Origin of the sequence: Actinophytocola sp. (assembly GCF_036378875.1) — a bacterium.
In the GTDB taxonomy this organism is placed as follows: domain Bacteria; phylum Actinomycetota; class Actinomycetes; order Mycobacteriales; family Pseudonocardiaceae; genus Actinophytocola.
Genome location: NZ_DASUVO010000115.1, coordinates 1 through 22,472, shown reverse-complemented (window position 1 = coordinate 22,472; position 22,472 = coordinate 1). Strand labels below are relative to the sequence as shown.

Below are 22,472 nucleotides of genomic sequence, written 5' to 3'. Positions count from 1 at the left end.
GACGCGGTTACCCGGTGCGGAACAGCAGAGTCGTCGCCATGAAACGACTTCTTCTGATCCCCGCACTTCTCGGTGCGCTCGTCGCCGTCGCCCCCGCCGCGCAGGCCGCCCCGGTCCGGGACGTGCACATCGCCGTCACGCCGGACGGGTTCGCCGCGCCCGCCACCTTGCCGGCCGGGCCGGTGACCCTCCACGTCCGATCCACCGATCCAGGCGGGGCGTGGGTCGGGCTCGTGCGCCCGCGTCCCGGGGTCACCCTGGAGCGGTACCTCGACGCCCTCGCCCGCGCCATGGGCGACGATCCGGTCGAGGGCGGCCGGGCCGTCGCCCGTGATGTCGAGATGCTCGGCGGTGTCGCCGTCGCACACGTCCCGGCTTCGGCGACGCTGCGGGTCGCGCCCGGCGATCACTACCTGATCGACTTTCGGGACGTCGGGCTGCCGGACCTCGCCGAGCGCGTGCACCGCGTTCGGGTCCTGCCGAGCCAGGCGGGGCGGACACCGGCACCGGCGGCGCGGATCGTCCTGCGCGACGGCGTGTTCGAAACGCCCGCGACGTTGTCCGGTCCCGTCCAGGTGATCAACCAGTCGTGCCAGCACAACGAGGCCATGCTGATGCCCGTCCGCGCCGGCACCACGCTCGTCGACCTCGACGCGTTCTTCACCGAGGTCGACGCGGGTCGACGACCGGCCGGTTCGCTGTTCACCGGCGGCCCCACGGGTGTCGTGCCGCTCTCGCCTCGACGGTCCGCGGTCCTGTCCACGGACCTGCCGCCGGGGGAGTACGCGCTGGTCACCTGGGTCCGGGATGTGGCTACTGGCACGATGTTCGCGGCACGCGGCATGCGCGCGCTGATCACAGTGGAGGGGTGACGTGCTCGACACCGCACTGGGCGCCGGTATCGCGGCCCTCGTGCTCCTGACCGGCCTGCTGGGTTGGGGCCCGCCGGGACCGGAGGGCGCGCTGGACTGGGGCGCGGTCGCGCTCGCGGTGGCGGCCGGGGCGGCGATCGCGGTCCGGCGGCGCTGTCCCGTCGCCTGCCTGGTGGCGGTCAACATGATCACGGTCGGGTGGTTCCTCCTCTACCCCGGCCGGCTGATCAGCACGGCGTCGCTGATCGGCTGCTACACCCTCGCCGCGCACCGGGGGTGGAAGGCGGGCGTGGTCGGCGGCCTGTTCACCGCGACCGTCACGGTGCTGACGGTGCGGTTCGCGCTCGACGGGGAGTGGTTCGGCGACCAGGTCTTCAACGCCGTGCCGCTGGAAGCCGCCGCGACCGCCCTTGGCGCCGCTGTCCACTCCCACCGCGCTTTCGCGGCGGGTGCCAGGGAGCGGGCCGAACGGATCGCCGAGGCCCGCTCGGACCAGACCCGGCGGCAGGCCGCCGAGGAACGTCTCGAGATCGCGCGCGAGCTGCACGACGTGTTCGGCCACACCATGGCCGCGATCAGCGTGCAGGCCGGGGTGGCCGCGCACATCGTGGGCCGCCGCCCCGAGAAGGCCACCGAGGCACTGCACACGATCAAGCGGATCAGCGACGACGGCCTCGCCGAGGTGCAGGTGCTGCTGGGTGCGATGCGGTCACCGGACATGCGCACGGCCACCGGCGGCCTCGCCAAGCTCGACAAGCTGCTCGACGCCGCGGGGATGCGCGTGACGTTGGTGGTGCGTGGCGAGAACCGGACCGTGCCGGTGGCCGTGGACCTGGCGGCGTTCCGCATCATCCAGGAGTCGCTCACCAACGTGCGCCGGCACGCGCGTGCCACCTCGGTGCGCCTCGAACTGGTCTACGGTGACGCGCTGGAGATCGTGGTGCGCGACGACGGGAAGCCGCACGCGGAGCACACCACCGTTGGTGGTCACGGCATCGACGGCATGCGGGCCCGCGCGGAGAAACTGGGCGGCACCCTGACCGCCGGGCGAGTGGAGGATGGGTTCGAGGTGCGGTGCGTGCTACCGGTCCAGGAGGGACGTTCATGATCAGGGTCGTGATCGCCGACGACCAGGCCCTGGTGCGTGGCGGATTCCGGATGCTCATCGACAACGAACCGGACATGACGGTGGTCGGTGAGGCGAGCGACGGCGCCGCGGCGGCGGAACTGGCGGCGACGACCGTGCCGGACGTGATCCTCATGGACGTCCAGATGCCCGGTGTGGACGGCATCGAGGGCATCCGGCGCGTGGCCGCGAACCCGGCGCTGTCCGCCGTGCGCGTGCTCATCCTGACGACCTTCGACGAGGACGACTACGCCATCGCCGGCCTGAACGCTGGCGCGAGCGGGTTTCTGCTGAAGAACACCGACCCGGCGCAACTGCTCCACGGCATCCGGGTCGTCGCCGGTGGGGAGGAGCTCCTGTCACCCGGCATGACGAGACGGCTGCTCGCCCGCGCGACCACACCGACGGGTGCGGTCAACCACGACGTTTTCGCCCAGCTCACCGCGCGCGAGCGGGAGGTGGTCGCGCTCGCGGCGCATGGACTGTCCAATGAGGAGATCACCCGGGAGCTGGTGATCAGCCCGGCCACCACCAAGACCCACATCAGCCGTGCGCTCGCCAAGCTGGGCGCTCGCGACCGCGCCCAGCTGGTGGCGCTGGCCTACCGGCACCGGCTGGTCGAACCGGGTCAGGAACCGCTCTCCTGACGCCACGAATGCCTCGGCTCGAAGCCCAGCAGTCGCTTCGCCTTGTCGATGGACAGCAGGGTCTCGTGTTGGCCGAACTCGCGCTTGTGCGGCACGTCCGGGTACACCTCGGCGAGCAGCTCGTGGTTGGGTCGCGACATGACCGTGTCGGCGTTGGCGATGACGAACACCTCGAACCCGGGCCGGTCGTACTCGAGGGCGAGGCGCACTGCCTGCGCGCCGTCGCGGGCGTCGATGTAGGACCACAGGTTCCAGCTGCGGGCCCGCGCGTCCGCGTCGAAGCCGGGGAACCGTGCGTAGTCCTGCGGGTCCATCACGTTCGAGAACCGCAGGCCGATGATCTTCAACGTCGGGTCCCAGCGGCAGAACTGGGCGGCCATCGTCTCGTCGAGCAGCTTGCCAAGCGAGTACGTCGACTCGGGGCGGCCGGGGTACTCCTCGTCGACCGGCACGTACGGCGGCGGAGTCTCGAACGGCAGGCCGAGCACGGTCTCGCTGGACGACCACACCACGTTCTTGATCCCGGCGAGCCGGGCGGCGGCGAACACGTTGTACGTCGACGGCACGTTGTTGGCGAACGTGGCCGCGTTCGCCGTGAGGCCAGGCGCCGGGATCGCGGCGAGGTGAACCACCGCGTCCACCCCGTGGTAGCGGTCGTCGATGCCGGTCAGCGCCTCGACGACCTGGCCGTAGTCGGTCAGGTCGACCCGTGTGTGCTGGCTCGCGCCGGAGGGGACCAGGTCGAGGTTGTGCACCTCCCAGCCGTGCTCGAGCAGCTCGGCGACCACGGCCCGGCCGAGCTTCCCACTCCCACCGGTGACGACGACTCTGGCCATCCACCCCTCCTTCGTCGCGGACCCGCTCGGACGAACGGTAGTTGACCGCTTTGCAGTCTTGTGGCCGGTGTCCCTGACCGGGTGAGATCAGATACGGAGGATCGCTGCTCGGCCACAGCCAGTGGTCATCGGTCGACTACCTCCGTTTCGACACCCCTGCTGTCCGAGATCCGGTCTGTCGAGAGGAACCTTCCCGTGTCCAGAATCAGATCCGCCCTGCGCAGAACCGCGCTGGTCACCATCGGCGCGGCCGCCGTGTTCGGTGCTGCCGCCGGACAGGCGGTGGCCGCACCGCCGCCGTCGGACGTCGGCGTCCAGGTCATCGGGGGAACCCGCGCCGCACAGGGCGAGTTCCCGTTCATGGTCCGCCTGTCGATGGGTTGCGGCGGCGCCCTGTACACCCCGAGCATCGTGTTGACCGCGGCGCACTGCGTCAGCGGCACCGGCAACAACACCAGCATCACGGCGACCGCCGGCGTCGTCGACCTCCAGTCCTCGAGCCGGATCACCCGCAGGTCGACCTATGTCCACCAGGCGCCCGGCTATCCGAACGGCGACGACTGGGCGCTGATCAAGCTGAACTCGCCGATCACCAACCTGGCCACGCTGCCGATCGCCACGTCGACGGCGTTCGACAGCGGCACGTTCACCGTCGCCGGCTGGGGCGCGGCCACCGAGGGTGGCGGGCAGCAGCGCTTCCTGCTCAAGGCGAACGTGCCGTTCATCAGCGACACGCAGTGCCGCAGTGCGAGCGGGTACAGCGGTCTGATCGCCGCCGAGGAGATCTGCGCCGGCAACTGGAACTCCGGTGGTGTGGACACCTGCCAGGGTGACTCCGGCGGCCCGATGTTCCGCCGCAACAACAACAACGCATGGGTCCAGGTCGGCATCACCAGTTGGGGCATCGGTTGTGCGCGCCCGCAGGCCCCGGGCGTGTACACGCAGGTGAGCACCTTCGCCTCGGCGATCGCCTCCGCTGCCGCGTCACTCCCGTAGTCGACGTTTCACCATGGGCCGTCTCCCGCTTGCCGGGAGGCGGCCCGCCGCGGCTCTCAGGTCGACTTTATCTGCGCGATCCTGGCGTCCAGGTTGCGGAAGTGCTCGACCATCGCGTGCTCAGCGCGGGCCACGTCCCGCTTGCGGAGTGCGGTCACGATGGCCCGGTGCCGGCGGACGGTCTGTGCCGGGTTCGGGTCGGTGACGCCGAGCCGGTGGTTGACCCGGTGGAAGACGTCCCAGAAGGCACGCAGCAGCTGTGTCACGAGCGCGTTGTTCAGCGACCGGTACAGCAGCTCGTGGAACTCGCGGTCCTCTTCGGCGAACGTCTGTCCCGACCTGGCACGCTCGGCCATCTTCTTGGTGACCTCGTCCAGCGCGACCAGGTCCTCCTCCGGCACGGTCGCGGCCACCCGGCGGATCAGCGCGGCCTCCAGCGCCTCGCGGACCTCCAGGATCTCCTCCATCGAGCGGAGGTCCTTGCCGATGTCGTGCAGGGCGCGGAAGGTCAGCCCGTCGGCCAGCGGGTCGAGCGACAGACGACCGACGTAGGTGCCGTAGCCGTGCCGGATCTCCACGATGTCCAACGCCTGCAGCGCCTTGAGTGCCTCGCGGATCGAGTTGCGGCTGACCCCGAGTGCCTCGACGAGCTCGGTCTCGGTCGGCAGCGGGTCGCCCGAGCGCAGGCCCCGGTTGAGGATGAGCGCGGTGATCTCGTCCCGGATCGCCCGGCTCATCCTCGTGGCCAGCTTCGCCGGCATGTGCTGCTGCTCCGTCACTCAGACCTCCTTGGCCAAACTCTAGAGCAGGCCCGCTTCCGCGAGATGGCTTCGCACCGACGCGCGTTCCGTGTCGTCGAGCGGGATCATCGGGTGGCTCGTCGTGCCGCCCGCGATGACGCCGCGGGCCACGAGGCCCTCCTTGAACGCGCCCATCGCCGAGGAGTACCGACCCATGCGGCCGTCGCCGACGAAGATGATCCGGAACAGCTTCCGCAGCCGCTGTTGCTCGGTCTTCGCCGCGTCCCAGTCGCCGCGCAGGGCCGCCTCGTACAGGCGTACGTACCCGTGCGGGTCGACGTTGCCGAGGCCGGGCACCAGGCCGTGGGAGCCGAGGAAGAGCGCGACGTCGGCCAGCACCTCCGAGCCGGTCAGGCACCGCACCGGGACGTCCGACTCCAGCAGCGCCCGCAGGCCGTCGAGGTCGCCGCTCGAGTCCTTCACCGCGTCGATCGTGCCGTCCTGGGTGAGCGTCAACAACAGGTCGGTTGGCAGTTTGTGACCCACCGACACCGGGATGTCGTAGGCGATGAGCGGGAGGTCCACCGCTGCTCGGATGGCACGGAAGTGCCCGGGGAACTCGACCGGGTCCGTCGGTGCGTAGAAGGGCGCGGTCGCCACCAGCGCGTCGGCGCCGGCCGCCTTGGCCGCCTTCGCGTGCTCGATGACGCGCGGCGTGGTGGTGTCGATGACGCCGGCGAGCACCGGCACCTGCCCCGAGGAGACCCCCGCCACGACCTCCAGCACCCGGTAACGGGTCTCGTCCGGCAGGTAGGCGACCTCACCGGTCGAGCCGGTGACGAACAACGCGTGCATGCCGCCCTCGATCAGGAACGCGGCAAGGCGTTCCAACGAGGGCACGTCGAGCTCCCGTTCCGGGGTCAGGGGTGTGCACACGGGTGGCACCACGCCGCCGTAGAGCTGTGTCAAAGTGTCTCCCTTGCGGACCGGAGTCGAGCCGGCATACGGTCGCCCAACATCCTACGTCCTATGTCCTATGTCATTCGCGAGTTGAGATGAGGATCGTCGTGAGCTCAGTCGTGCGGCACCGCCTCGGAGCGTTCGGGTTCGGGGCCGACTACAACCCCGAACAGTGGCCGGAGTCGGTGTGGGCCGAGGACGTCGCGCTGATGAAGGCGGCCGGCGTCACCATGGTGTCCGTGGGGATCTTCGGCTGGGCGATGACCGAGTCCGCGCCGGGGGTGTACGACTTCGGGTGGCTCGACCGGGTCATGGACCTGCTGTCCGCCAACGGGGTCAACGTCTGCCTCGCCACCATGACCGCGTCCCCGCCACCGTGGCTCGCGCACCGCCACCCGGAGACGCTGCCGCGTCGCGAGGACGGCACCGTCCTGTCCCCAGGAGGACGGCAGCACTACTGCCCGTCCAGCCCGGTCTACCGGGAGCACGCCGCCCGTCTCGTCGAGGCACTCGCCACCCGCTACGCCAACCACCCCGCGCTGGCCATGTGGCACGTGAACAACGAGTACGGCTGCCATGTGCCGGAGTGCTTCTGCGACGTGTCCGCGAACGCGTTCCGCGGCTGGCTCGCCGACCGATACGGCGATGTGAGCGCGCTCAACGACGCGTGGTCCACCACGTTCTGGTCCCAGCGCTACACCGACCTGGCCGAGGTGGCACCACCGCGCACCGCGCCGACGTTCCGCAACCCCGCGCAGGTCCTGGACTACAAGCGGTTCTCCTCCGCCGCGTTGCTCGAGTGCTACCTGATGGAGAAGGAGATCCTGAACCGAGTCACGCCGGACGTGCCGGTGACGACGAACTTCGTCGGCGCGTGGCACCGGATCGACGCGACGGAGTGGGCCCCGCACCTCGACGTGGTGTCCTACGACTCCTACCCGGACCCGCACGACCGCGACACGGTCGTCCAGGCGGCGTTCATGTACGACTGGATGCGTTCGCTGCACGGCGGACCGTGGCTGCTGCTGGAGCAGGCCCCGAGCGCGGTGAACTGGCGTGAACGCAACGCGCCGAAGGCCCCTGGCGAGATGCGGCTGTGGAGCCACCAGGCCGTCGCACGCGGCGCGGACGCCGTCATGTACTTCCAGTGGCGACAGTCCCGCGGCGGCGCGGAACGCTTCCACTCGGCCATCGTGCCGCACGCCGGCGAGAACAGCCGCGTGTTCACCGAGAGCTCGGCACTCGGCGCGGAGCTGGCGAAGCTGGAACCGTTGCTGGGCGCGGATGTGAGCGCTCATGCCGCGTTGGTGGCGGACTGGTCCAGCGGCTGGGCCCTCGAAGGAAGCGCCCTGCCGGCCTCGGACCTCTCGTTCGAGGACACCAACTTCGCGCACTACCGTCCCTTGTGGAACGCGAACGTCGCGGTGGACGTGGTGGCACCCACCGCCGACCTGAGCAGGTACCGCTTGGTGGTCGTGCCCAACCTGTACGCGGTCGACACCGAGGTGGCCGCGCGGCTCGTCGAGTACGTCCGCGCCGGCGGACACCTCGTCATGTCGTACTTCTCCGGGATCGTGGACGGCAATGAGCGCGTTCACCTCGGCGGCTATCCCGGCCCGTTCCGTGAGCTGCTCGGCCTCGTGGTCGAGGAGTTCTGGCCGCTGCCCGCCGGCGGGACGGTCGCGCTCGGCTCCGGCGCCACGGGCACCCTCTGGTCGGAGTGGATCGCGGCCGAGGGCGCCGAGGTGCTCGACACGTTCACCGGCGGTGAGCTGGCCGGCCGGCCAGCGATCACGCGCCACACGTTCGGCGATGGTGTCGCCACCTACCTCGGCACCCGGCCGGACGAGCAGGCGATGGCCGCCGTGCTGGCGCGCGCACTCGAAGACGCCGGGGTGCCGACACCCGAGCTGCCAGCCGGCGTCGAGTCCGTCCTGCGTGGACAGTGGCTGTTCCTGCTGAACCACAACGAGACCGAGGTGACCGTGCCGGTTCCGGCCGGTGCGACCGACGCCCTCACCGGCGAGCCGCTCACGGAGGAGGAGCGGCTCGCCGGTCGAGGAGTACTGGTCGCGCATCTGGCTAGCCCAGGTCACGCATCGGCAGCTGCCGGAACGTGATCGTCTCGTAGGTGCCGGTCACGCCGGTCTCGTAGAGCAGGCCGACGGTCGAGCCGGACAGCTGCAGGAGGTCGGAGTAGGCGGCGGGCGCGTCGGAGACGAGCAGCGCCTGCCGCCACGTCCGGCCGCCGTCCGAGCTGGCCCGGACGGCCATCGAGCGCCGCGCCGTCGGGTTCGACGGGCCGGAGAACAGCAGCAGGTCCGGCCGCACGGTCTGCAGCACACTGGCCTGCACCTTCGGGATCGAGAGACCGGGCTGCGGCTGGTACGGCGCGGCGAGCGTCGCGCCGCCGTCGGTGCTGTACGCGTCGACCCGGTTCGCGGCGCTGCCCTGGTTACGGCTGTTGAAGTACAGCCGGCCGTCCGGCAGCTGCGCGACCGTCGTCTCGTTCGACGCGACACCGGCGTCGCCGCGGTCCTCGGAGAACCCGATCCGCCAGGTGCGGCCACCGTCGTCGCTGATCAGGTCGTGGCCGCCGTAGTACTTGGCCTCGGTGCCGACGTCGGTCGAGCCGGCAGGCGGCGCCGACGAGTGGTTGGCCGGCACGACGATCCGCCCGTTCCGCAGCACGATCGCGTGCCCCGGGCCGGTGGCGTACCAGCGCCAGTCCGCCTTCTTCGCCACGGACGTGATCTCGCGTGCCGGTGACCAGCCGCGGCCGTTGTCCTTGCTGCGCTGGACGAAAACACGTCGACTGTCCTGTGCGGACACCGTGCCGGACATGATCTCCTTCTCGGTGACCCGGCCGTTGCGGGTGGTCAGCAACACGATGTCGCCACCCGGCAGCACAACCGGCGCGGGGTTGCCCGCGGTCGCGTCGCCGTTCTCCGACACCACGGTCAGCGGGCCCCACGTGCAGCCGCCGTCCGTCGAGCGGCGTGACACGACCCGGATCGCGCCGGTGTCGCCCGCCGACTCGACCCGGCCCTCGGCGAAGGCCAGCACGTCACCGTTCCTCGCCCGCACCACGGCGGGGATGCGGAACGTGTGGTAGCCCTCGGTGCCGGAGATGAACGGCACGGACGTGCAACCCTGACCTGGCAGTGCCTTCACCGAGTCGAGCGGCAGGCGCAGCACCTGGCCGTCGCGAATGTCCGCATTGGACGCCCGGATCTGGTTCAGTTCGTCGGCGGACAGCGCGCGTCGGTAGAGGCGGACCTCGTCGAACGTGCCGTCGAACCGCTGCAGGTAGTCCTGTCGCTCACCGAGGTGGATCTGGAACGCGACCCGCTCGCTCACCGACCCCGCGACGGCCGGGCCGGACGCCACCTCGGCGCCGTCGATCCACAGCCGCAGCTGTCCGCCGGCACGCTGCAACGCCACGTGGTGCCACTGGTTGTCGTTGTAGGCCGAGGTGGTGGTGAGCTGCGAGCTGCCGTTCGCCGTGGTCAGGTTCGCCACGAGGCGGTTGCTGGCCGGTTCGCCACGCAGCCACAGCTGCGGCGCGGTCGTGCCCATGCCGCCCAACCACAGCAGCGCCTGCTGGCCGGTGGACGCGCCGTACCGGAACCACGCCGTGTAGGTGAGGTCGCCGTCGCCGGGCAGCTGCGCCGGGTCGTACGGCACCCGCAGGTAGTCGTCGACGCCGTCGAGTTCCAGGCCGGGACCGAACTTCCCGGCGACCGGGGTCGCGCCACCGAGGACGTACGTGTCAGCACGGGTTTTCGACGTGTCCGGAGTGGTCGGTCCCACCGGCTTGCGGTAGCCGAGATAGTCCTCCGTGAAGCGTGCGAACCTGATCTCGTCGCGGGCGTCGACCGGGCCGCCCTCGTACAGCAGGCCGATCTCGGCGTTGCGGACGCGCTCCGAGCTGATCTGCACCATGTCCGAGTAGCCGGACCAGTCGTTCGTGATCCTTGTGCCCTGCTCGGCGCTCTCCCAGCTGCGGCCGCTGTCGTAGGACGAGCGGATCATCATCCAGCGGCGGCGGTCGGTGTCCGACGGCGCGGAGTACAGGACCCGGTCCGGACCGGGTCGTTCGAGGTGCAGCACCGCGCTCTGCACGGTCGGGGTCACCAGGTCGGGAATCGGTGTCCACGGTGTACTGAAGGTCTTGCCGCCGTCCCGGCTGACCGCGTAGGACCGGTTGCCGACCGAGGTGCCGCCCTGGTCGCGGCCGTTCGCGTACACCGAACCGTCGGCCAGCTCGGTGACCGTGATCTCCTGGGGCTTCTGCGTGAACCGTCCGCCGGGCGGGAACTCGGTCCGGCCGTTGGCACCGACCTGCCAGGTGCGGCCGTGGTCGTCGCTGTAGACGAGCGCGGCGTCGTTGGCGTACGCCTGCGTGCCGCCTGCGACCTCGCCGCTGATCCCGAACACGAGCCGGCCGGCGTGGCGTCCCCTCGTCAGCTGGATGCCGTGCACCGGACCGGTGGCGACCCACCAGTCCCATTCGGGCAGCTTGACCTTGCTGCTCATGTCCACGGGCGTCGACCACGTCGCGCCGTCGTCGTCGCTGTACTGCAGGTGCGGGAAGCGCGGGCACGGGGTCGCACACGGCTTGTCGTCGTCCCGGCCCGCGTTGTAGGTGGTGAACAGGAAGATCCGGCCGGTCACCCTGTCCACGATGGGCACCGGGTTGCCGTGCGTGTCGCCGCCGCCCTCGTTGACGAGCTGGAGCGGCGACCAGGTGCGGCCACCGTCGGTGCTGCGCTTGAGCACCAGGTCGATGTCGCCGGTGTCACCGCAGTTGTCGACCCGCCCCTCGGCGAACGCCAACAGCGTGCCCTTCTTGCTCTTGACGATCGCCGGGATGCGGAAGCAGCCGTAGCCCTGCTCGTTGGCCGCCTTGAACAGCACCTGTTGGTCGAAGGCCGGCGCGGGCGCCGGCTCGGCGGCAACGGACTGGGTGACACTCGCGGCCACCACGACCGACAACAGAGCGGTGAGAAGTGCTTTCACGGACCACGTCCTCACAGTGCTTGTAGATACCAATCCGGCCGAAATTTTGCCCATCGGCGAAACGTAGTTCGGCCGCCTGCTGACAGGGTTTTCGCTTACTTTCGGCCTCCTTGGTATTGCTCGGGGTGAACGCAGCGATAGGTGTGCCCGGTGCCGGCCGTCGCGAGTGGTGGCAGCTCGGCCGCGCACTCGTCGGTGGCCTTCCAGCACCGGGTGCGGAAGTTGCAGCCGCTCGGCGGGTTCGTCGCCGACGGCACGGGTCCACTCAGGACGATGGGTTGTACGGCGTGTCGCAGGCTCGGCGTGGCGGAGAACAACGCCCGCATGTACGGGTGGTGTGTGCTCGCGGGCACGGCCGCGGCAGGCGCCTCCTCGACGACCCGGCCCAGGTACATCGTGATGATCCGGTCGCTCATCTTGCGGACGGTCTGGATGTCGTGGGACACGAACACCATCGCGAGGCCGAGCCGCTCCCGCAGGTCGATCAGCAGGTTGAGGATCTGGGCCCGCACCGACACGTCGAGCGCGGAGGTCGGCTCGTCCGCGACCAGCAGCTTGGGCCCGAGCGCGAGTGCCCGCGCGATGGCCACGCGCTGCCGCTGGCCGCCGGAGAGCTGTCCCGGCACGGCGTCGGCGACGCTGTCCGGCAGACCCACCAACGACATCAGCTCGCGGACACGGTCGTCCCGCTCTTCTGGCGTGCCTTCCCGGTGCACGTCCAGCGGATCCCGGATGATCTTCGCGATGGGGAGCCGCCGGTTGAGCGCGGTCGTCGGGTCCTGGAACACCATGCCGACGTTGCGACCGAACCGTTCCGCCCGCGCCGAGGCGGTCATCTCCCACAGGGACTCGCCCTCGTACCGGACGGTGCCCTGGGTCGGGCGCTGCAGTCCGACGATCACCTTGGCCAGAGTGGACTTGCCGCAGCCGGACTCGCCGACCACGCCGACGGTCTCGCCGGCGTCCAGCGACAGGTGCGCGTCGGTGAGCGCGTACACGTTGTCGTGCCCGAACAACCGGCGCGCCCGAATCCGGTGTACGACGTGGACACCGTCCAGTTCCAGCAAACTCATGACGTCACCACCGGCTGCTCGGCGGGAAAGTGGCAGGCGAACACGTGGCTGAGCGGATCTCCGTCGTGGGCCGGCGGTTTCTCGTGGCAGATCGCGCGTGCGGCCGGGCACCGGTCGGAGAACCGGCAGCCGGGCGCGAAGTCGGCGGGGGAGGGCACGACACCCTTGATCTGGGTGAGCCGTGCCTGGTTCTCCTCCAGGGACAGCACCGCCGACAGCAGGCCTCGGGTGTAGTGGTGGCGTGGCTCGCCGACGACCTGGGCGATGGTGCCGGTCTCCGCGACCTGCCCGCCGTACATCACCACCACGCGATCGGCCACTTCGGACACGAGCGCGAGGTCGTGTGAGACCAGGATGAGCGCGAACCCGAGCTCCTCCTGCAGCCGCAGCAGCAGCTTCATGATCTGCGCCTGCACGGTCACGTCCAGTGCCGTGGTCGGCTCGTCCGCGACGATCAGCCTGGGGCTCCTGGACAGCGCCATCGCGATCAGCACCCGCTGCCGCTGCCCACCGGACAGCTCGTGCGGGTAGGACCGCAGCGTCCGTTCCGGGTCGAGGTTCACCAGCTCGAGAAGCTCTGCCGGCGTGCGGGTGCCGCCGCGCCGGGTGAACTGCTTGAGCTGCGCGCGGATCGTCATCGCCGGGTTGAGCGAGCTGAGCGCGTCCTGGTAGATCATCGCCAGGTCGTGGCCGAGGTGGCGGCGTCGCTGACGGGAACTCAGCGCGAGAAGGTCCTGTTGTGCGAAGCGGATCTGGCCGGAGATCCGAGCGGTGTCCGGCAGCAGGCCCATGATCGCGAGCGACGTGATGGTCTTGCCGCAGCCGGACTCGCCGATCAGCCCCAGCACCTCGCCGGACCGCACGGAGAACGACACGTCGTCCACCACGCGCACGCCGTCGTGCCGGTCGGCGAACGCGATCGACAGGTGCTCGACGTCGAGCACGCTCGGACTGTCGTCGAGGTCGCGAGCGTGCTCGGCCAGCCGCTCGCCGGCCTCACGCAGTCCCGCGATCGGCAGCACCGGCTCGGCCCGCTCCTCGGTCGCCTCCGGTGCGGCGGCGGCCTTCTTCGCCGCACGGCCGGCCTTCGCCCGTCGCGCCGACGGGGTCGCCCACGCGTCGGAGATGCCCTCGGACAGGATGTTGAGCGCCAACACCGTGATCAGGATCAGCAGGCCGGGGAACAGCGTCGCCCACCAGCCGCCGGTGAGCACCAGTTCCTTGCCGTTGGACAGCACCGCGCCCCACGACGGGTCCGGGGCCTGGATGCCCGCGCCGATGAACGAAAGCGACGCCTCGAACACGATCGCGTCGGCCACCATCACCGTGCAGAACACCAGGATCGGCGCCGCGCAGTTCACCGCGACGTGCCGGGTGAGGATGTACTGGCGTTTGGCTCCGATGACACGTTCGGCGGCGACGTAGTCCTCGCTGTACTGGGCCATCACGTTGGCGCGCACGACCCGCGCGATCGGTGGCGTGTACAGGAAGCCGATCGCGAGGATCAGCACCGGCAGCCCCCGGCCGAACACCGCGACCAGCACGGCCGCGAGCGCGATGCCGGGGAACGCCATCACCACGTCGAGCACCCGCATGATGACGCCGTCGACCCGCCGGTTCGAGGTGGCGGCGACGGCGCCGATGACCGCGCCGGCGATCAGCGCGATCGCGACGGCGCCGAGACCGACGGTGAGCGACCACCGGGCGCCGTAGATCAGGCGGGTGTAGATGTCGCGGCCGGAGGAGTCGGTGCCGAACCAGTACTCGCCGCCAGGACCGGTGACGTCGTCGCCGGTGAGGTACGGGTCGTGGTTGGTGATCAGCGGCGCGAGCGCCGCCGCGAGGACCAGCAGCGCGAGGATCGCCACCGACACCCACGACAGGAGGTTGAGGCGGCGGAACCGGGCGCCCCGGCTGAGTCGTTCGGTCAGGCCGGGGCGTATCACGAGTGGCTCCGCAGGCGTGGGTTGGCGATCACGTAGAGGATGTCGACGATCAGGTTGACCAGCACGAAGATGAGCGCGATCGTGATCACGAAGCCCTGCACCTTCGAGGTGTCGCCGTCGGTGACGGCCTGGATCATGTTCTGCCCCATGCCTGGTAACGCGAACATCGTCTCGATGACCACCGCGCCGCCGAGCAGGTAGCCGACCCGCAGGCCCAGCACGGTGAGCGGGGTGACCAGCGCGTTGCGCAGGACGTTCCGGCCCACCACCACGACGGGCGACAGTCCGCCGCCGCGTGCCGTCCGCACGTAGTCCCTGTCCAGTTCCTCGACCATGGACGTGCGGATGATGCGGGTCAGCTGGGCGGTCACCGGCCCGGCCAGCGCGATCGCCGGCAATGTCATCGAGTTCAGCCAGCCGGAGAACGAGTCCTGCGGGCTGATGTAGCCGCTGGTGGGGAACAGGCCCTCGCCGACCGCGAGCCACTGCACGAGCAGCAACGCGATCCAGAACGCGGGTGCCGCGATCCCCGCCAGCGACACGACCCGGATCAGCTGGTCCGGCCACCGGTCCCGGTACAGCGCGGACGTGATGCCGAACAGCAGTCCCAGGACGATCGCGATGACCAGGCCCATCAGTGTCAACTGGACGGTCAGCGGCAACGCCGTCGCGATCGTGTCACCCACCGACTGCTTGGTGATCACGCTGACCCCGAAGTCGCCGTGCAGCAGCTGCCACACGAACCGTCCATACTGGATCGGCCACGGATCGAGCAGGCCGTTGTCCCTGCGGAACTGCTCGAGCTGCGCGTCCGTGGGATTGGTGTCGCCGAGCGCCGCGACCGCCGGGTCCACCGGAGAGAAGCGCATCACGATGAACACGAACAACGTCACGCCCAGCACCAGCGGCACGAGCGACAGCACACGCCCGAGCAGCATCCGCAGGATGATCACGCGGTTGTCCCTGGCTTCGCCTGGTTGAGGTTGATGCCGGGGTAGCCCTGCGCCCGCACGCCGGAGATGGCCTTCGGGTCCCACGCGGTGCCGAGCTGTGTGAACACCAGCGGGTACACGACGGCCTGGTCGGCCAGTACGTCGAGCACCTTCTTGGTGGTCTTCTTCCGCTTGCCCTCGTCGGTCTCCTCGGCGGCCTCGTCGAGCAGCGCGAGAAGCGACTGCTGGTCGGGACCTGCCCACTTCGCGTACTTGGCCGCCACGCCGGCACCCGTGTTGTAGTAGTAGCGCACCAGCAGGTCCGGGTCGTTGCCGAACTGCTGCGGGTTGGAGGTGGTGGCCACGACCTGGAAGTCGAACCCGCCGTCCAGTTTGGAGAACAGCGCCTTCGTGTCCTGTGAGTCCAGAGTGGTCGTGACGCCGATCGCGTCCCAGCCCTCCTTGATGACGTTCACGCAGTCGGCGACGAGCGTGGTGTTCGACGTGGACAGCGTCACCGACAGGTTGGTGACACCGGCCTGCTTCAGCAGATCCTTCGCCTTGTCGGGGTCGTAGCCGAGGTCGTTGGCCGCGGGCTGGGACTCCGGCAGCTTGGGGTTGATGAACGCGGTGCCGGCCGTGCCCTTGCCCTTCAGACCAACCTTGATCATCTTCTCGCGGTCGACGGCGTGGTGCAGTGCCTGGCGCACCAGCTTGTTGTCGAACGGTGCGTGTGTGGTGTTGAACATGAGCCACAGGTTGTTGCCGCCGTCGGCGAACTGGACGGTGCGACCGTCCTTCTGCAACTGTTCCGCGTTGGCCGCCGGGATGTTCTCGACGATCTGCGCGGCCGGTTTGGCGCCGGAGATCTTCGCGACGCGCGGGGCGGCCTCGACGATCGAGTTCCACAGCATCTTCTTGTACACGGCCGGGCGCGGGCCGTTGTACTCGGCGAACTTCTCGAAGCTGGTGAACGACAACGGGGCCTGCTCGACCACCTTGTACGGTCCGGAGCCGACCACCTTGCCGGCGGCCGCGTCGGCCCACTTACCTTCGAAGACGTGCTTCGGGCAGATCTTCACGGACTGGAGCCGTTCCAGCACATAGGGGAACGGCTGGTTGAGCGTGAACGTGACGGTCTTGTCGTCGGTCTTCGTGACCTCCTTCAGCCACGGGGTGAAGAAGGTGCGCACGAGCACGTTCTCGGTCGGGTCGAGCACGCGGGTGAACGTGAACACGACGTCGTCGGCGGTGACGGGCTGGCCGTCGTGCCACTTCGCGCCGTCCCGCAGCACCACGTCGAAGCTGGTGCCGGTCACGTCCTTCGGGAGTTCCTTGGCGAGGCCCGCGTAGGACTCCCGGCTGATCGGGTCACCCTCCACAAGGGACTCGTAGGTGTGCAGGAACGCGGCGACTGAGAACGCGGACGCCGACTGTAACGGGTCCCATGTTTGGTTGTTGCCGTACCCGATCACCGCGGTGATCGAGTCAACCGTGTTGCCCGTGGCGTTCGTGGAGGCTGGTCCACCGCACGCGGCAAGACTGGACGAGAAGGCGGCCGCGACCCCGGCCATGCCGGTGAAACGCAACATGTCCCGACGGCTGAAGGACTGACCGGACCCGGGCGGAGTTTTCGACACCCGCACCTCCTGAGCGCACGTACTTCGTTGGACGACATAGGACATGGGACGTCCTATGAATGGCAGAACCATAGGGCGGTGTCGCCGGGAGGTCAAGAGTCGGGGACACATCGCCGAAACTCCGCTGCCCCGCAACGGAAATGGCTACTGACCGGGCGCGTGTTCGAGTAGCTCCGGCACGGCCTGACGCGCCGCGTCGCGCAGCGCCGGCACGACGTCGGCCGAAACGAAGCGATGTGGCCAGCGCACCCGGGTGCCGACCGGCGCCCAGTCGCCGATCGCGGCCAGTGCCTTGTCCAGGGCCGGGTCACAGTAACCCTGCCGGGACAGCGGCGTGATGTGGTCGGCGAAGAACCGCTGGAGCCGCCGCTCCACGTCCAGTGCGGCGGGCAGGTCCGTGAGCATCTGTTCGTACCACCGAACGGCGCCGGTCGGGTTCAGGCACGCGACGTTCGAATAGGAGCCGGCCGCACCCCTGGCGACCCCGGAGGCGAGCGCGTGTCCGGCGACGAAGATCGCCAGCCGCGTCCCGAGGTCGTCCGTCATCCGGCCGAACCACGCGTCGTCCCCGCCGGGCACCTTGATCCCGATCAGTGTGGGCACCTCGTCGGCCAACCGGACGAACGACGTCGGGTCGAGCCGCGTCTTGGCGCAGGGCGGGTTGTAGAGCACCAGCGGGACCCGTCGGCGACTCGGGCCATCCGGTCGACGGCGGCAAGGACCTCCTCCGTGGTCAACGGCAGCCAGTCGGGAAGCACCACCTGGATGGCGTCCGGCTCCAACGCGGCGGCGCGGCGGATCAGCTCCAGCGAGCGGTGTCCGCCGGGATGGCCCGCGCCCAGCTGAAAGGGCATCCCGGCGGCACGGCAACGGGTGGCGACGAGGTCATGCAGCCGGTCGTACTCGGCGTCGCCGAGCGTGTGGAACTCGCCGGCGCTCCCGTTGGTGTAGATCCCGTGCACACCGGTGGTGAGCAGGACATCGACTTCGGCCTCCAGGCGACCGAAGTCGATGTCGTCGTTGGCTTCCAGCGGAAGCAGCACCGTGGCCCACACGCCACGCAGATCAGTTGGCCCCATGGTCGCCCCTCCGTCGTGGACGTAGAACATCCTATGTCCCGGCGCTGAGCGCCAGGGTATGCGCCTCGCGGATGGTGGGTAGCCACCTGCCCATGACGACGACAACCATGTCAATGCTCGAGACCCACCCCGCCGAGATCAACGTGGACCGCGGCAAGCTCGCGGTGGCCATCGACGCCCTGATCGCCTGTGCCGAAACGTGCACTTCCTGCGCGGATGCCTGCCTGTCGGAGAAGTCGGTCGCGGACCTGACCAAATGCATACGCGCGAACATGGACTGCGCGGACGTGTGCGAGGCGACGGCACGAGTACTCTCCCGCCACACCGGCTACGACGCGAACATCAGCCGCGCACTGCTGGCGGCCTGCGTGACGGTGTGCGGGTCGTGCGGTGACGAGTGCGGCTCCCACGCGGCGATGCACGAGCACTGCCGGGTCTGCGCGGAGGCGTGTCGCAACTGCGAGCAGGCCTGCCGTGACCTGCTCGCCGCGATCGGCTAGAGCCAGTGCAGCGTCTGGCCGTGCCCGGCGGAGTAGGCGACCGGCTCGCTGTCGAGCGTGAGCAGGAACAGGGCCCGCTCCGGCTCGGGTGACGGTGGTGCGGTCACCGGCAGGGCGCCGGGTCCCTCGTTGGCGATCCACCGCGCGTTCAGGCCCCGCACGGTGTCGACGAACTCGGCCCGGCTCTCCGCGTCCAGGTAGGCGAGAACGGCGCTGTGGAAGACCACGAGCGTGGCTTCGCGTGGCGCCGCCGCGGCGAGCGTGGTCAGCTTCTCGTTCAGGTCACCGGTCACGATGTGTGCCGGTTCGGCCTTGGCGATCTCGATCGCCGGCGTCAGCCTGGCGCGACGGTGGTCGTGCTCCGGCCAGATGAGGGCCTCCAGCCAGCGCACGTCGTCGGCGTCCGCCACGTCGAGCGGGTTCAGGTCGATGCCTGCCCGCCACACGACGCGGGGGAGTGCCGCGGGGATCGGAACCGGGCCGGTGATCTCGCAGTCGAGCACCGCTCTCGCGGGCCCGGCGGGTGGGTCGAGCCGCGGGTGGTCGCCGTAGCGGTAGCTGTACCGGTCCGGGTACAGGCACAGCCCGGCGGACGCGCCCACCTCCAGCAGGGCCAGCGGCTGGGGGAGGGCGGCCAGTAAGGGCAGCAGGACGGCGCAGCGGCCCGGTTCGTTGGTCTGCGTCCGCCTGGCGAGCATGACCTTCCGCACGGCGGGCCAGTCCGCGAGCAGCGCACGCCGGAAGTCCGGGAACGGGCCGGCGGGGATGCCGCTGTAGCGGGCGGCCGCGAACAGCAGGTTCGGTTGCCGCTTGGCGACCGGCAGGTCATCGAGGAGGGCGAGCAACTCGCCGTCGGCCGCGACGCCGAGCGCCCACTCCTCGTAGCACGGCGACCCGCCACGTGCCTCGGCGTCGGCGAAGCGGCGGTAACGGTCAGCCGTCGACACGGACCGGTCCTCCGTCAGACCGGCTTGCGGTACACCTGGAACGGGCCGGGCGACTGTGCCACCGGCATGAGCTCGATGATGTTCACGTTCACATGCGGTGGTTGGTTGGTCGCCCAGTGCACGGTCTCCGCGATGTCCTCCGCCGTCAGGGCCTGCAGGCCCTCGTACACCGCGTCCGCGCGGCCCGCGTCACCGTCGAAGCGGACCAGGGAGAACTCCGTGCCCTCACACATGCCCGGCTCGACACACGTGACCCGTACGCCCGTGCCGTGCAGATCGCTGCGCAGGTTGCGGCTGAACTGGTGCACGAACGCCTTCGTCGCGCCGTAGACGTTCCCGCCGGGGTAGGCGTGGGTGGCCGCGACCGACCCGATGTTGACCACGTGGCCCCGGCCGCGGGCGACCATGCCGGGCAGCACGGCCCTGGTGCAGTGCACGAGCCCCCGGCAGTTGGTGTCCAGCATCTGGTCCCAGTCGCCGAGGTCGGCCTGGTGCGCCGGTTCGAGTCCCTTTGCCAGACCGGCGTTGTTCACGAGCACATCGATCTCCGTGTACTCGGCCGGCAGGCCGTCGATCGCCTCCCGGACCGCGTCGCCGTCGCGCACGTCGAGAGCGAGCGGCAGCACGCGTTCACCGGTGGGGATCCGGTCGGCTCGGCGGGCGGCGGCCACGACGTGGGCGCCATCGTCGGCGAAGCGGCGGGTGATCGCCGCGCCGAACCCACTGCTCGCACCGGTGACAAGCACAATCATGACGCCGCCGTTCCCGCTGCGTGGCGCCGCAGTGCTCGATGATGCGCTCCGCAAGCTCCGCTCATGGCTCCGCAGGCTCCGCTCCACCGGCGCCCTCCGCGGGCCCGGCGCCGTCCTGGACCCTGATGATTCGCTCCGCAAGCTGGGCTCATCGACTCACCTCCGACAGCAACCCGGCCAGCGCCTTGCCGAACTCGTCCGGCCGTTCGAGGTTCGGCATGTGCGCGGCCCCTTCGATCACCGCCAGCGTAGAGCCTGGGATTCGGTCGGCCATGTACTCGGCGTCCGCGACCGGGGTGTACTCGTCGTCGCTGCCGACGACCACGAGCGTGGGCACGTTCACCGTGCCGAGCGTGTCGGTGTAGTCCGGCCGCTCGGACCGGCCACGCAAGGCCGCGGCCGCACCCTCGGGTGACGCGTTCCGCATCATCCGCGACACGTGCTCGCCGACCTCCGCGAGGTTGCGCGGCGCCACCATCTTCGACAGCACCTCGGCGGCGTAACCGGCCATACCCTCACGCAGCAGCCGGTCGGCCATCTCGGTGCGGCCGCGGCGCCCAGCCGGAGTGTCCGCCTGTGCGGAGGTGTCGGCCAGCACCAGCCCGCGGATCCGCGCCGGGAACAGCCGGTGGCACTCGAGCACGATCTGCCCGCCCATCGACAGGCCGCCCAGCACGAACCGCTCGACGCCGAGGTGGTCGAGCAGCCCGGCGATGTCCCCGGCGAACGTCGAGAGCGGCGTCACGCCCGGCACGACCGTGGTCTCGCCGTAGCCACGCAGGTCCGCGGCGATCACGCGCCAGCCCAGGTCGGCGACCTGCGTCAGCTGCGGGTGCCACATCGAGCGGTCGAACGGGTGGCCGTGCACCAGGACGAGCACGTCCCGGCCCGTGCCGACGTCGTCGTAGCCGATGGTGATGCCGTTCAGGTCGGCGGTAGTCACGAAAGCCGCTCCTCTCCTTGATGATCCGAGGCTAAACGCGGCACAATCTCGGTGCAATAGAAACAAATGCACTCGGTGCAATGCGAGGTCGCATGGACTACCTGACGATCGCGGACGCTCTCGCCGCCGACATCGCCGCCGGGCGGATGCGGCCGGGTGAGCGCCTGCCGCCGCAGCGAAGGTTCGCGCGCCAACGCGGGATCGCGACGTCGACCGCGGCAAGGGTCTACGGCGAGCTGGTGCGGCGCGGCCTCGCGGTGGGTGAGGTCGGCAGGGGCACGTACGTGCGTGCGGCCGCCCCAGCGCCGGAGCCCGCGACGGCCGAACCCGGCGGCGCCCTGGTGGACCTGGAGCTGAACTTCTCCGTGCTGCCGGAACAGGGGGCGCTGCTGTCCGCCAGCCTCGTGCGTCTGCTGCGGCCAGAACTGCTGGCTGGCGCGTTGCCGCCGGTGACGGTCAGCGGCACCGCGCCGGCCCGCGAGGCCGCGGCCACGCTGCTCGCCCGTGCGGGCTGGGGCCCCGACCCCGCGCGGATCCTGTTCGCCGGCAACGGAAGGCAGGCGATCGCCGCCACGATCGCCGCACTGGTACCGGTCGGCGGCCGGCTCGGCGTCGAGGCGCTGACGTACCCGGTGGTGAAGGCGGTGGCCGCACGGCTGGGCGTCACCCTGGTACCGCTGGAGATGGACGAGCACGGTCTGGCGCCGGAGGCGGTGCGAGGTGCCGCGGTCCGTGCCGTCTACCTCCAACCCACGCTGCACAACCCGCTCGGCGTCACCATGCCGCCGCACCGCCGCGCGGCGCTCGCCGAGGTGCTGGCCGAGCGTGACCTGCCCGCGATCGAGGACGGTATCTACGCGTTCCTGCACAGCGAGTCGGACGCCGACCAGCCACCGCTGGCCGCGCACGCCCCGGACCACGTCGTGCTGGTCGACAGCATGTCGAAACGCATCGCGCCAGGCCTGACGCTCGGCTTCGCCCTTCCGCCACCGGCATTGCGGGAACGGGTGGCGAGCGCGTTGCGAGCCGGCGGCTGGTCGGCCCCACGGTTCGCCATCGAGGCGACGACCCTGTACGTCACGGACGGGACCGCGGCCACGATCCAGGCCGCCAAGCGGGCCGATGCCCTTGCCCGCCAACGGATCGTCGCCGACCGGCTGGCCGGCTTCACGGTGCGGTCCGACCCGCGCGCCTACCACTGCTGGTGGGAACTCCCGGAACCGTGGCGTGCGGAGACCTTCGTGGCCGCCGCCGCGCGGCAGGGCATCGCGGTCACGCCCGCGGCCGCCTTCACGGTCGGCCAGGGCCGCGCCCCGAACGCGGTCCGCCTGGCGGTTTCCGCACCGCCGGTGGAGGTGCTGGAGTCCAGTGTGGACGCTTTGGCTCAGCTGGCGAGGGGACGTCCGGAGGACAGCAGCCTGGACTGATGCCGCGCTTGAACCCTGGCCGGTGCTGCAGGTC

Annotated in this window: 20 protein-coding genes; 7 read left to right on the top strand and 13 right to left on the bottom strand. The window is 70.2% G+C overall.

Features of this window, described 5'->3' with window-relative positions; genetic code table 11:
- The first annotated feature begins 38 nt into the window (after positions 1-38).
- From VF106_RS33795 to VF106_RS33785, 3 genes are read left to right on the top strand one after another with little or no spacing between them, the layout of a single operon-like run.
- Positions 39-872 carry a hypothetical protein gene (locus VF106_RS33795; protein WP_330843986.1) on the top strand — a complete coding sequence of 278 codons (834 nt, stop codon included), beginning with the start codon at positions 39-41 and terminating at the stop codon, positions 870-872.
- Position 873: 1 nt separating this feature from the next.
- Positions 874-1,980, top strand: coding sequence for a sensor histidine kinase (locus tag VF106_RS33790; RefSeq protein ID WP_330843985.1), 1,107 nt, complete (start codon positions 874-876; stop codon positions 1,978-1,980).
- The gene (locus tag VF106_RS33785; RefSeq protein WP_330843984.1) at positions 1,977-2,645 is read left to right on the top strand and encodes a response regulator; all 669 of its coding nucleotides are present in this window, start codon (positions 1,977-1,979) and stop codon (positions 2,643-2,645) included. Before VF106_RS33790 ends, VF106_RS33785 begins: the two co-directional genes overlap by 4 nt.
- Here the strand turns inward: VF106_RS33785 and VF106_RS33780 are convergent.
- Positions 2,627-3,481, bottom strand: coding sequence for an NAD-dependent epimerase/dehydratase family protein (locus VF106_RS33780; protein ID WP_330843983.1), 855 nt, complete (start codon positions 3,479-3,481; stop codon positions 2,627-2,629). The genes VF106_RS33785 and VF106_RS33780 overlap by 19 nt on opposite strands.
- Before the next feature lie 195 nt (positions 3,482-3,676).
- Here VF106_RS33780 and VF106_RS33775 point away from each other — a divergent pair, with 195 nt between their 5' ends.
- A complete protein-coding gene (locus tag VF106_RS33775; protein ID WP_330843982.1) occupies positions 3,677-4,477 on the top strand; it encodes a S1 family peptidase in 801 nt (266 codons plus the stop codon).
- 56 nt (positions 4,478-4,533) lie between these two features.
- Here the strand turns inward: VF106_RS33775 and VF106_RS33770 are convergent, their stop codons facing one another.
- Together VF106_RS33770 and VF106_RS33765 are read right to left on the bottom strand one after the other, a co-directional pair.
- Positions 4,534-5,256, bottom strand: a complete 723-nt coding sequence (locus tag VF106_RS33770; protein ID WP_330843981.1) for a FadR/GntR family transcriptional regulator — start codon at positions 5,254-5,256, stop codon at positions 4,534-4,536.
- A 21-nt stretch (positions 5,257-5,277) separates the two neighbouring features.
- The gene (locus tag VF106_RS33765) at positions 5,278-6,186 is read right to left on the bottom strand and encodes a dihydrodipicolinate synthase family protein (protein WP_330843980.1); all 909 of its coding nucleotides are present in this window, start codon (positions 6,184-6,186) and stop codon (positions 5,278-5,280) included.
- A gap of 98 nt (positions 6,187-6,284) precedes the next feature.
- On the opposite strand from VF106_RS33765, the gene VF106_RS33760 reads away from it, so the two are divergent.
- Complete coding sequence (locus tag VF106_RS33760) at positions 6,285-8,297, top strand: beta-galactosidase (RefSeq protein WP_330843979.1); 2,013 nt, start codon at positions 6,285-6,287, stop codon at positions 8,295-8,297.
- Here VF106_RS33760 and VF106_RS33755 read toward each other — a convergent pair.
- From VF106_RS33755 to VF106_RS33725, 7 genes are all read right to left on the bottom strand, one after another.
- Positions 8,260-11,199, bottom strand: coding sequence for an exo-alpha-sialidase (locus VF106_RS33755; RefSeq protein WP_330843978.1), 2,940 nt, complete (start codon positions 11,197-11,199; stop codon positions 8,260-8,262). The genes VF106_RS33760 and VF106_RS33755 overlap by 38 nt on opposite strands.
- Positions 11,200-11,294: 95 nt before the next feature.
- Positions 11,295-12,272, bottom strand: a complete 978-nt coding sequence (locus VF106_RS33750) for an oligopeptide/dipeptide ABC transporter ATP-binding protein (protein WP_330843977.1) — start codon at positions 12,270-12,272, stop codon at positions 11,295-11,297.
- On the bottom strand, positions 12,269-14,218 hold the full coding sequence (locus VF106_RS33745; RefSeq protein WP_330843976.1) for a dipeptide/oligopeptide/nickel ABC transporter permease/ATP-binding protein: 1,950 nt from the start codon (positions 14,216-14,218) through the stop codon (positions 12,269-12,271). Before VF106_RS33745 ends, VF106_RS33750 begins: the two co-directional genes overlap by 4 nt.
- A complete protein-coding gene (locus VF106_RS33740) occupies positions 14,215-15,171 on the bottom strand; it encodes an ABC transporter permease (RefSeq protein ID WP_330843975.1) in 957 nt (318 codons plus the stop codon). The genes VF106_RS33745 and VF106_RS33740 overlap by 4 nt, the downstream gene beginning before the upstream one ends.
- Entirely contained in the window at positions 15,168-16,790 is a 1,623-nt protein-coding gene (locus VF106_RS33735) for an ABC transporter substrate-binding protein (RefSeq protein ID WP_330843974.1), read from the bottom strand. Before VF106_RS33735 ends, VF106_RS33740 begins: the two co-directional genes overlap by 4 nt.
- 144 nt (positions 16,791-16,934) lie before the next feature.
- Positions 16,935-17,462, bottom strand: coding sequence for a dihydrodipicolinate synthase family protein (locus tag VF106_RS33730; RefSeq protein ID WP_330843973.1), 528 nt, complete (start codon positions 17,460-17,462; stop codon positions 16,935-16,937).
- Positions 17,381-17,869, bottom strand: a complete 489-nt coding sequence (locus VF106_RS33725; protein ID WP_330843972.1) for a dihydrodipicolinate synthase family protein — start codon at positions 17,867-17,869, stop codon at positions 17,381-17,383. The genes VF106_RS33730 and VF106_RS33725 overlap by 82 nt, the downstream gene beginning before the upstream one ends.
- Positions 17,870-17,961: 92 nt before the next feature.
- On the opposite strand from VF106_RS33725, the gene VF106_RS33720 reads away from it, so the two are divergent.
- On the top strand, positions 17,962-18,369 hold the full coding sequence (locus VF106_RS33720; RefSeq protein WP_330843971.1) for a four-helix bundle copper-binding protein: 408 nt from the start codon (positions 17,962-17,964) through the stop codon (positions 18,367-18,369).
- Here the strand turns inward: VF106_RS33720 and VF106_RS33715 are convergent.
- The 3 genes from VF106_RS33715 to VF106_RS33705 form a co-directional block, all read right to left on the bottom strand.
- Positions 18,366-19,316 carry a DUF2332 domain-containing protein gene (locus tag VF106_RS33715; RefSeq protein WP_330843970.1) on the bottom strand — a complete coding sequence of 317 codons (951 nt, stop codon included), beginning with the start codon at positions 19,314-19,316 and terminating at the stop codon, positions 18,366-18,368. The genes VF106_RS33720 and VF106_RS33715 overlap by 4 nt on opposite strands.
- A 14-nt stretch (positions 19,317-19,330) precedes the next feature.
- Entirely contained in the window at positions 19,331-20,068 is a 738-nt protein-coding gene (locus tag VF106_RS33710) for an SDR family NAD(P)-dependent oxidoreductase (RefSeq protein WP_330843969.1), read from the bottom strand.
- 148 nt (positions 20,069-20,216) lie between these two features.
- The gene (locus VF106_RS33705; protein WP_330843968.1) at positions 20,217-21,011 is read right to left on the bottom strand and encodes an alpha/beta fold hydrolase; all 795 of its coding nucleotides are present in this window, start codon (positions 21,009-21,011) and stop codon (positions 20,217-20,219) included.
- 80 nt (positions 21,012-21,091) lie between these two features.
- Here VF106_RS33705 and VF106_RS33700 point away from each other — a divergent pair, with 80 nt between their 5' ends.
- A complete protein-coding gene (locus VF106_RS33700; RefSeq protein WP_330843967.1) occupies positions 21,092-22,438 on the top strand; it encodes an aminotransferase-like domain-containing protein in 1,347 nt (448 codons plus the stop codon).
- The last annotated feature ends 34 nt before the right edge of the window (positions 22,439-22,472 follow it).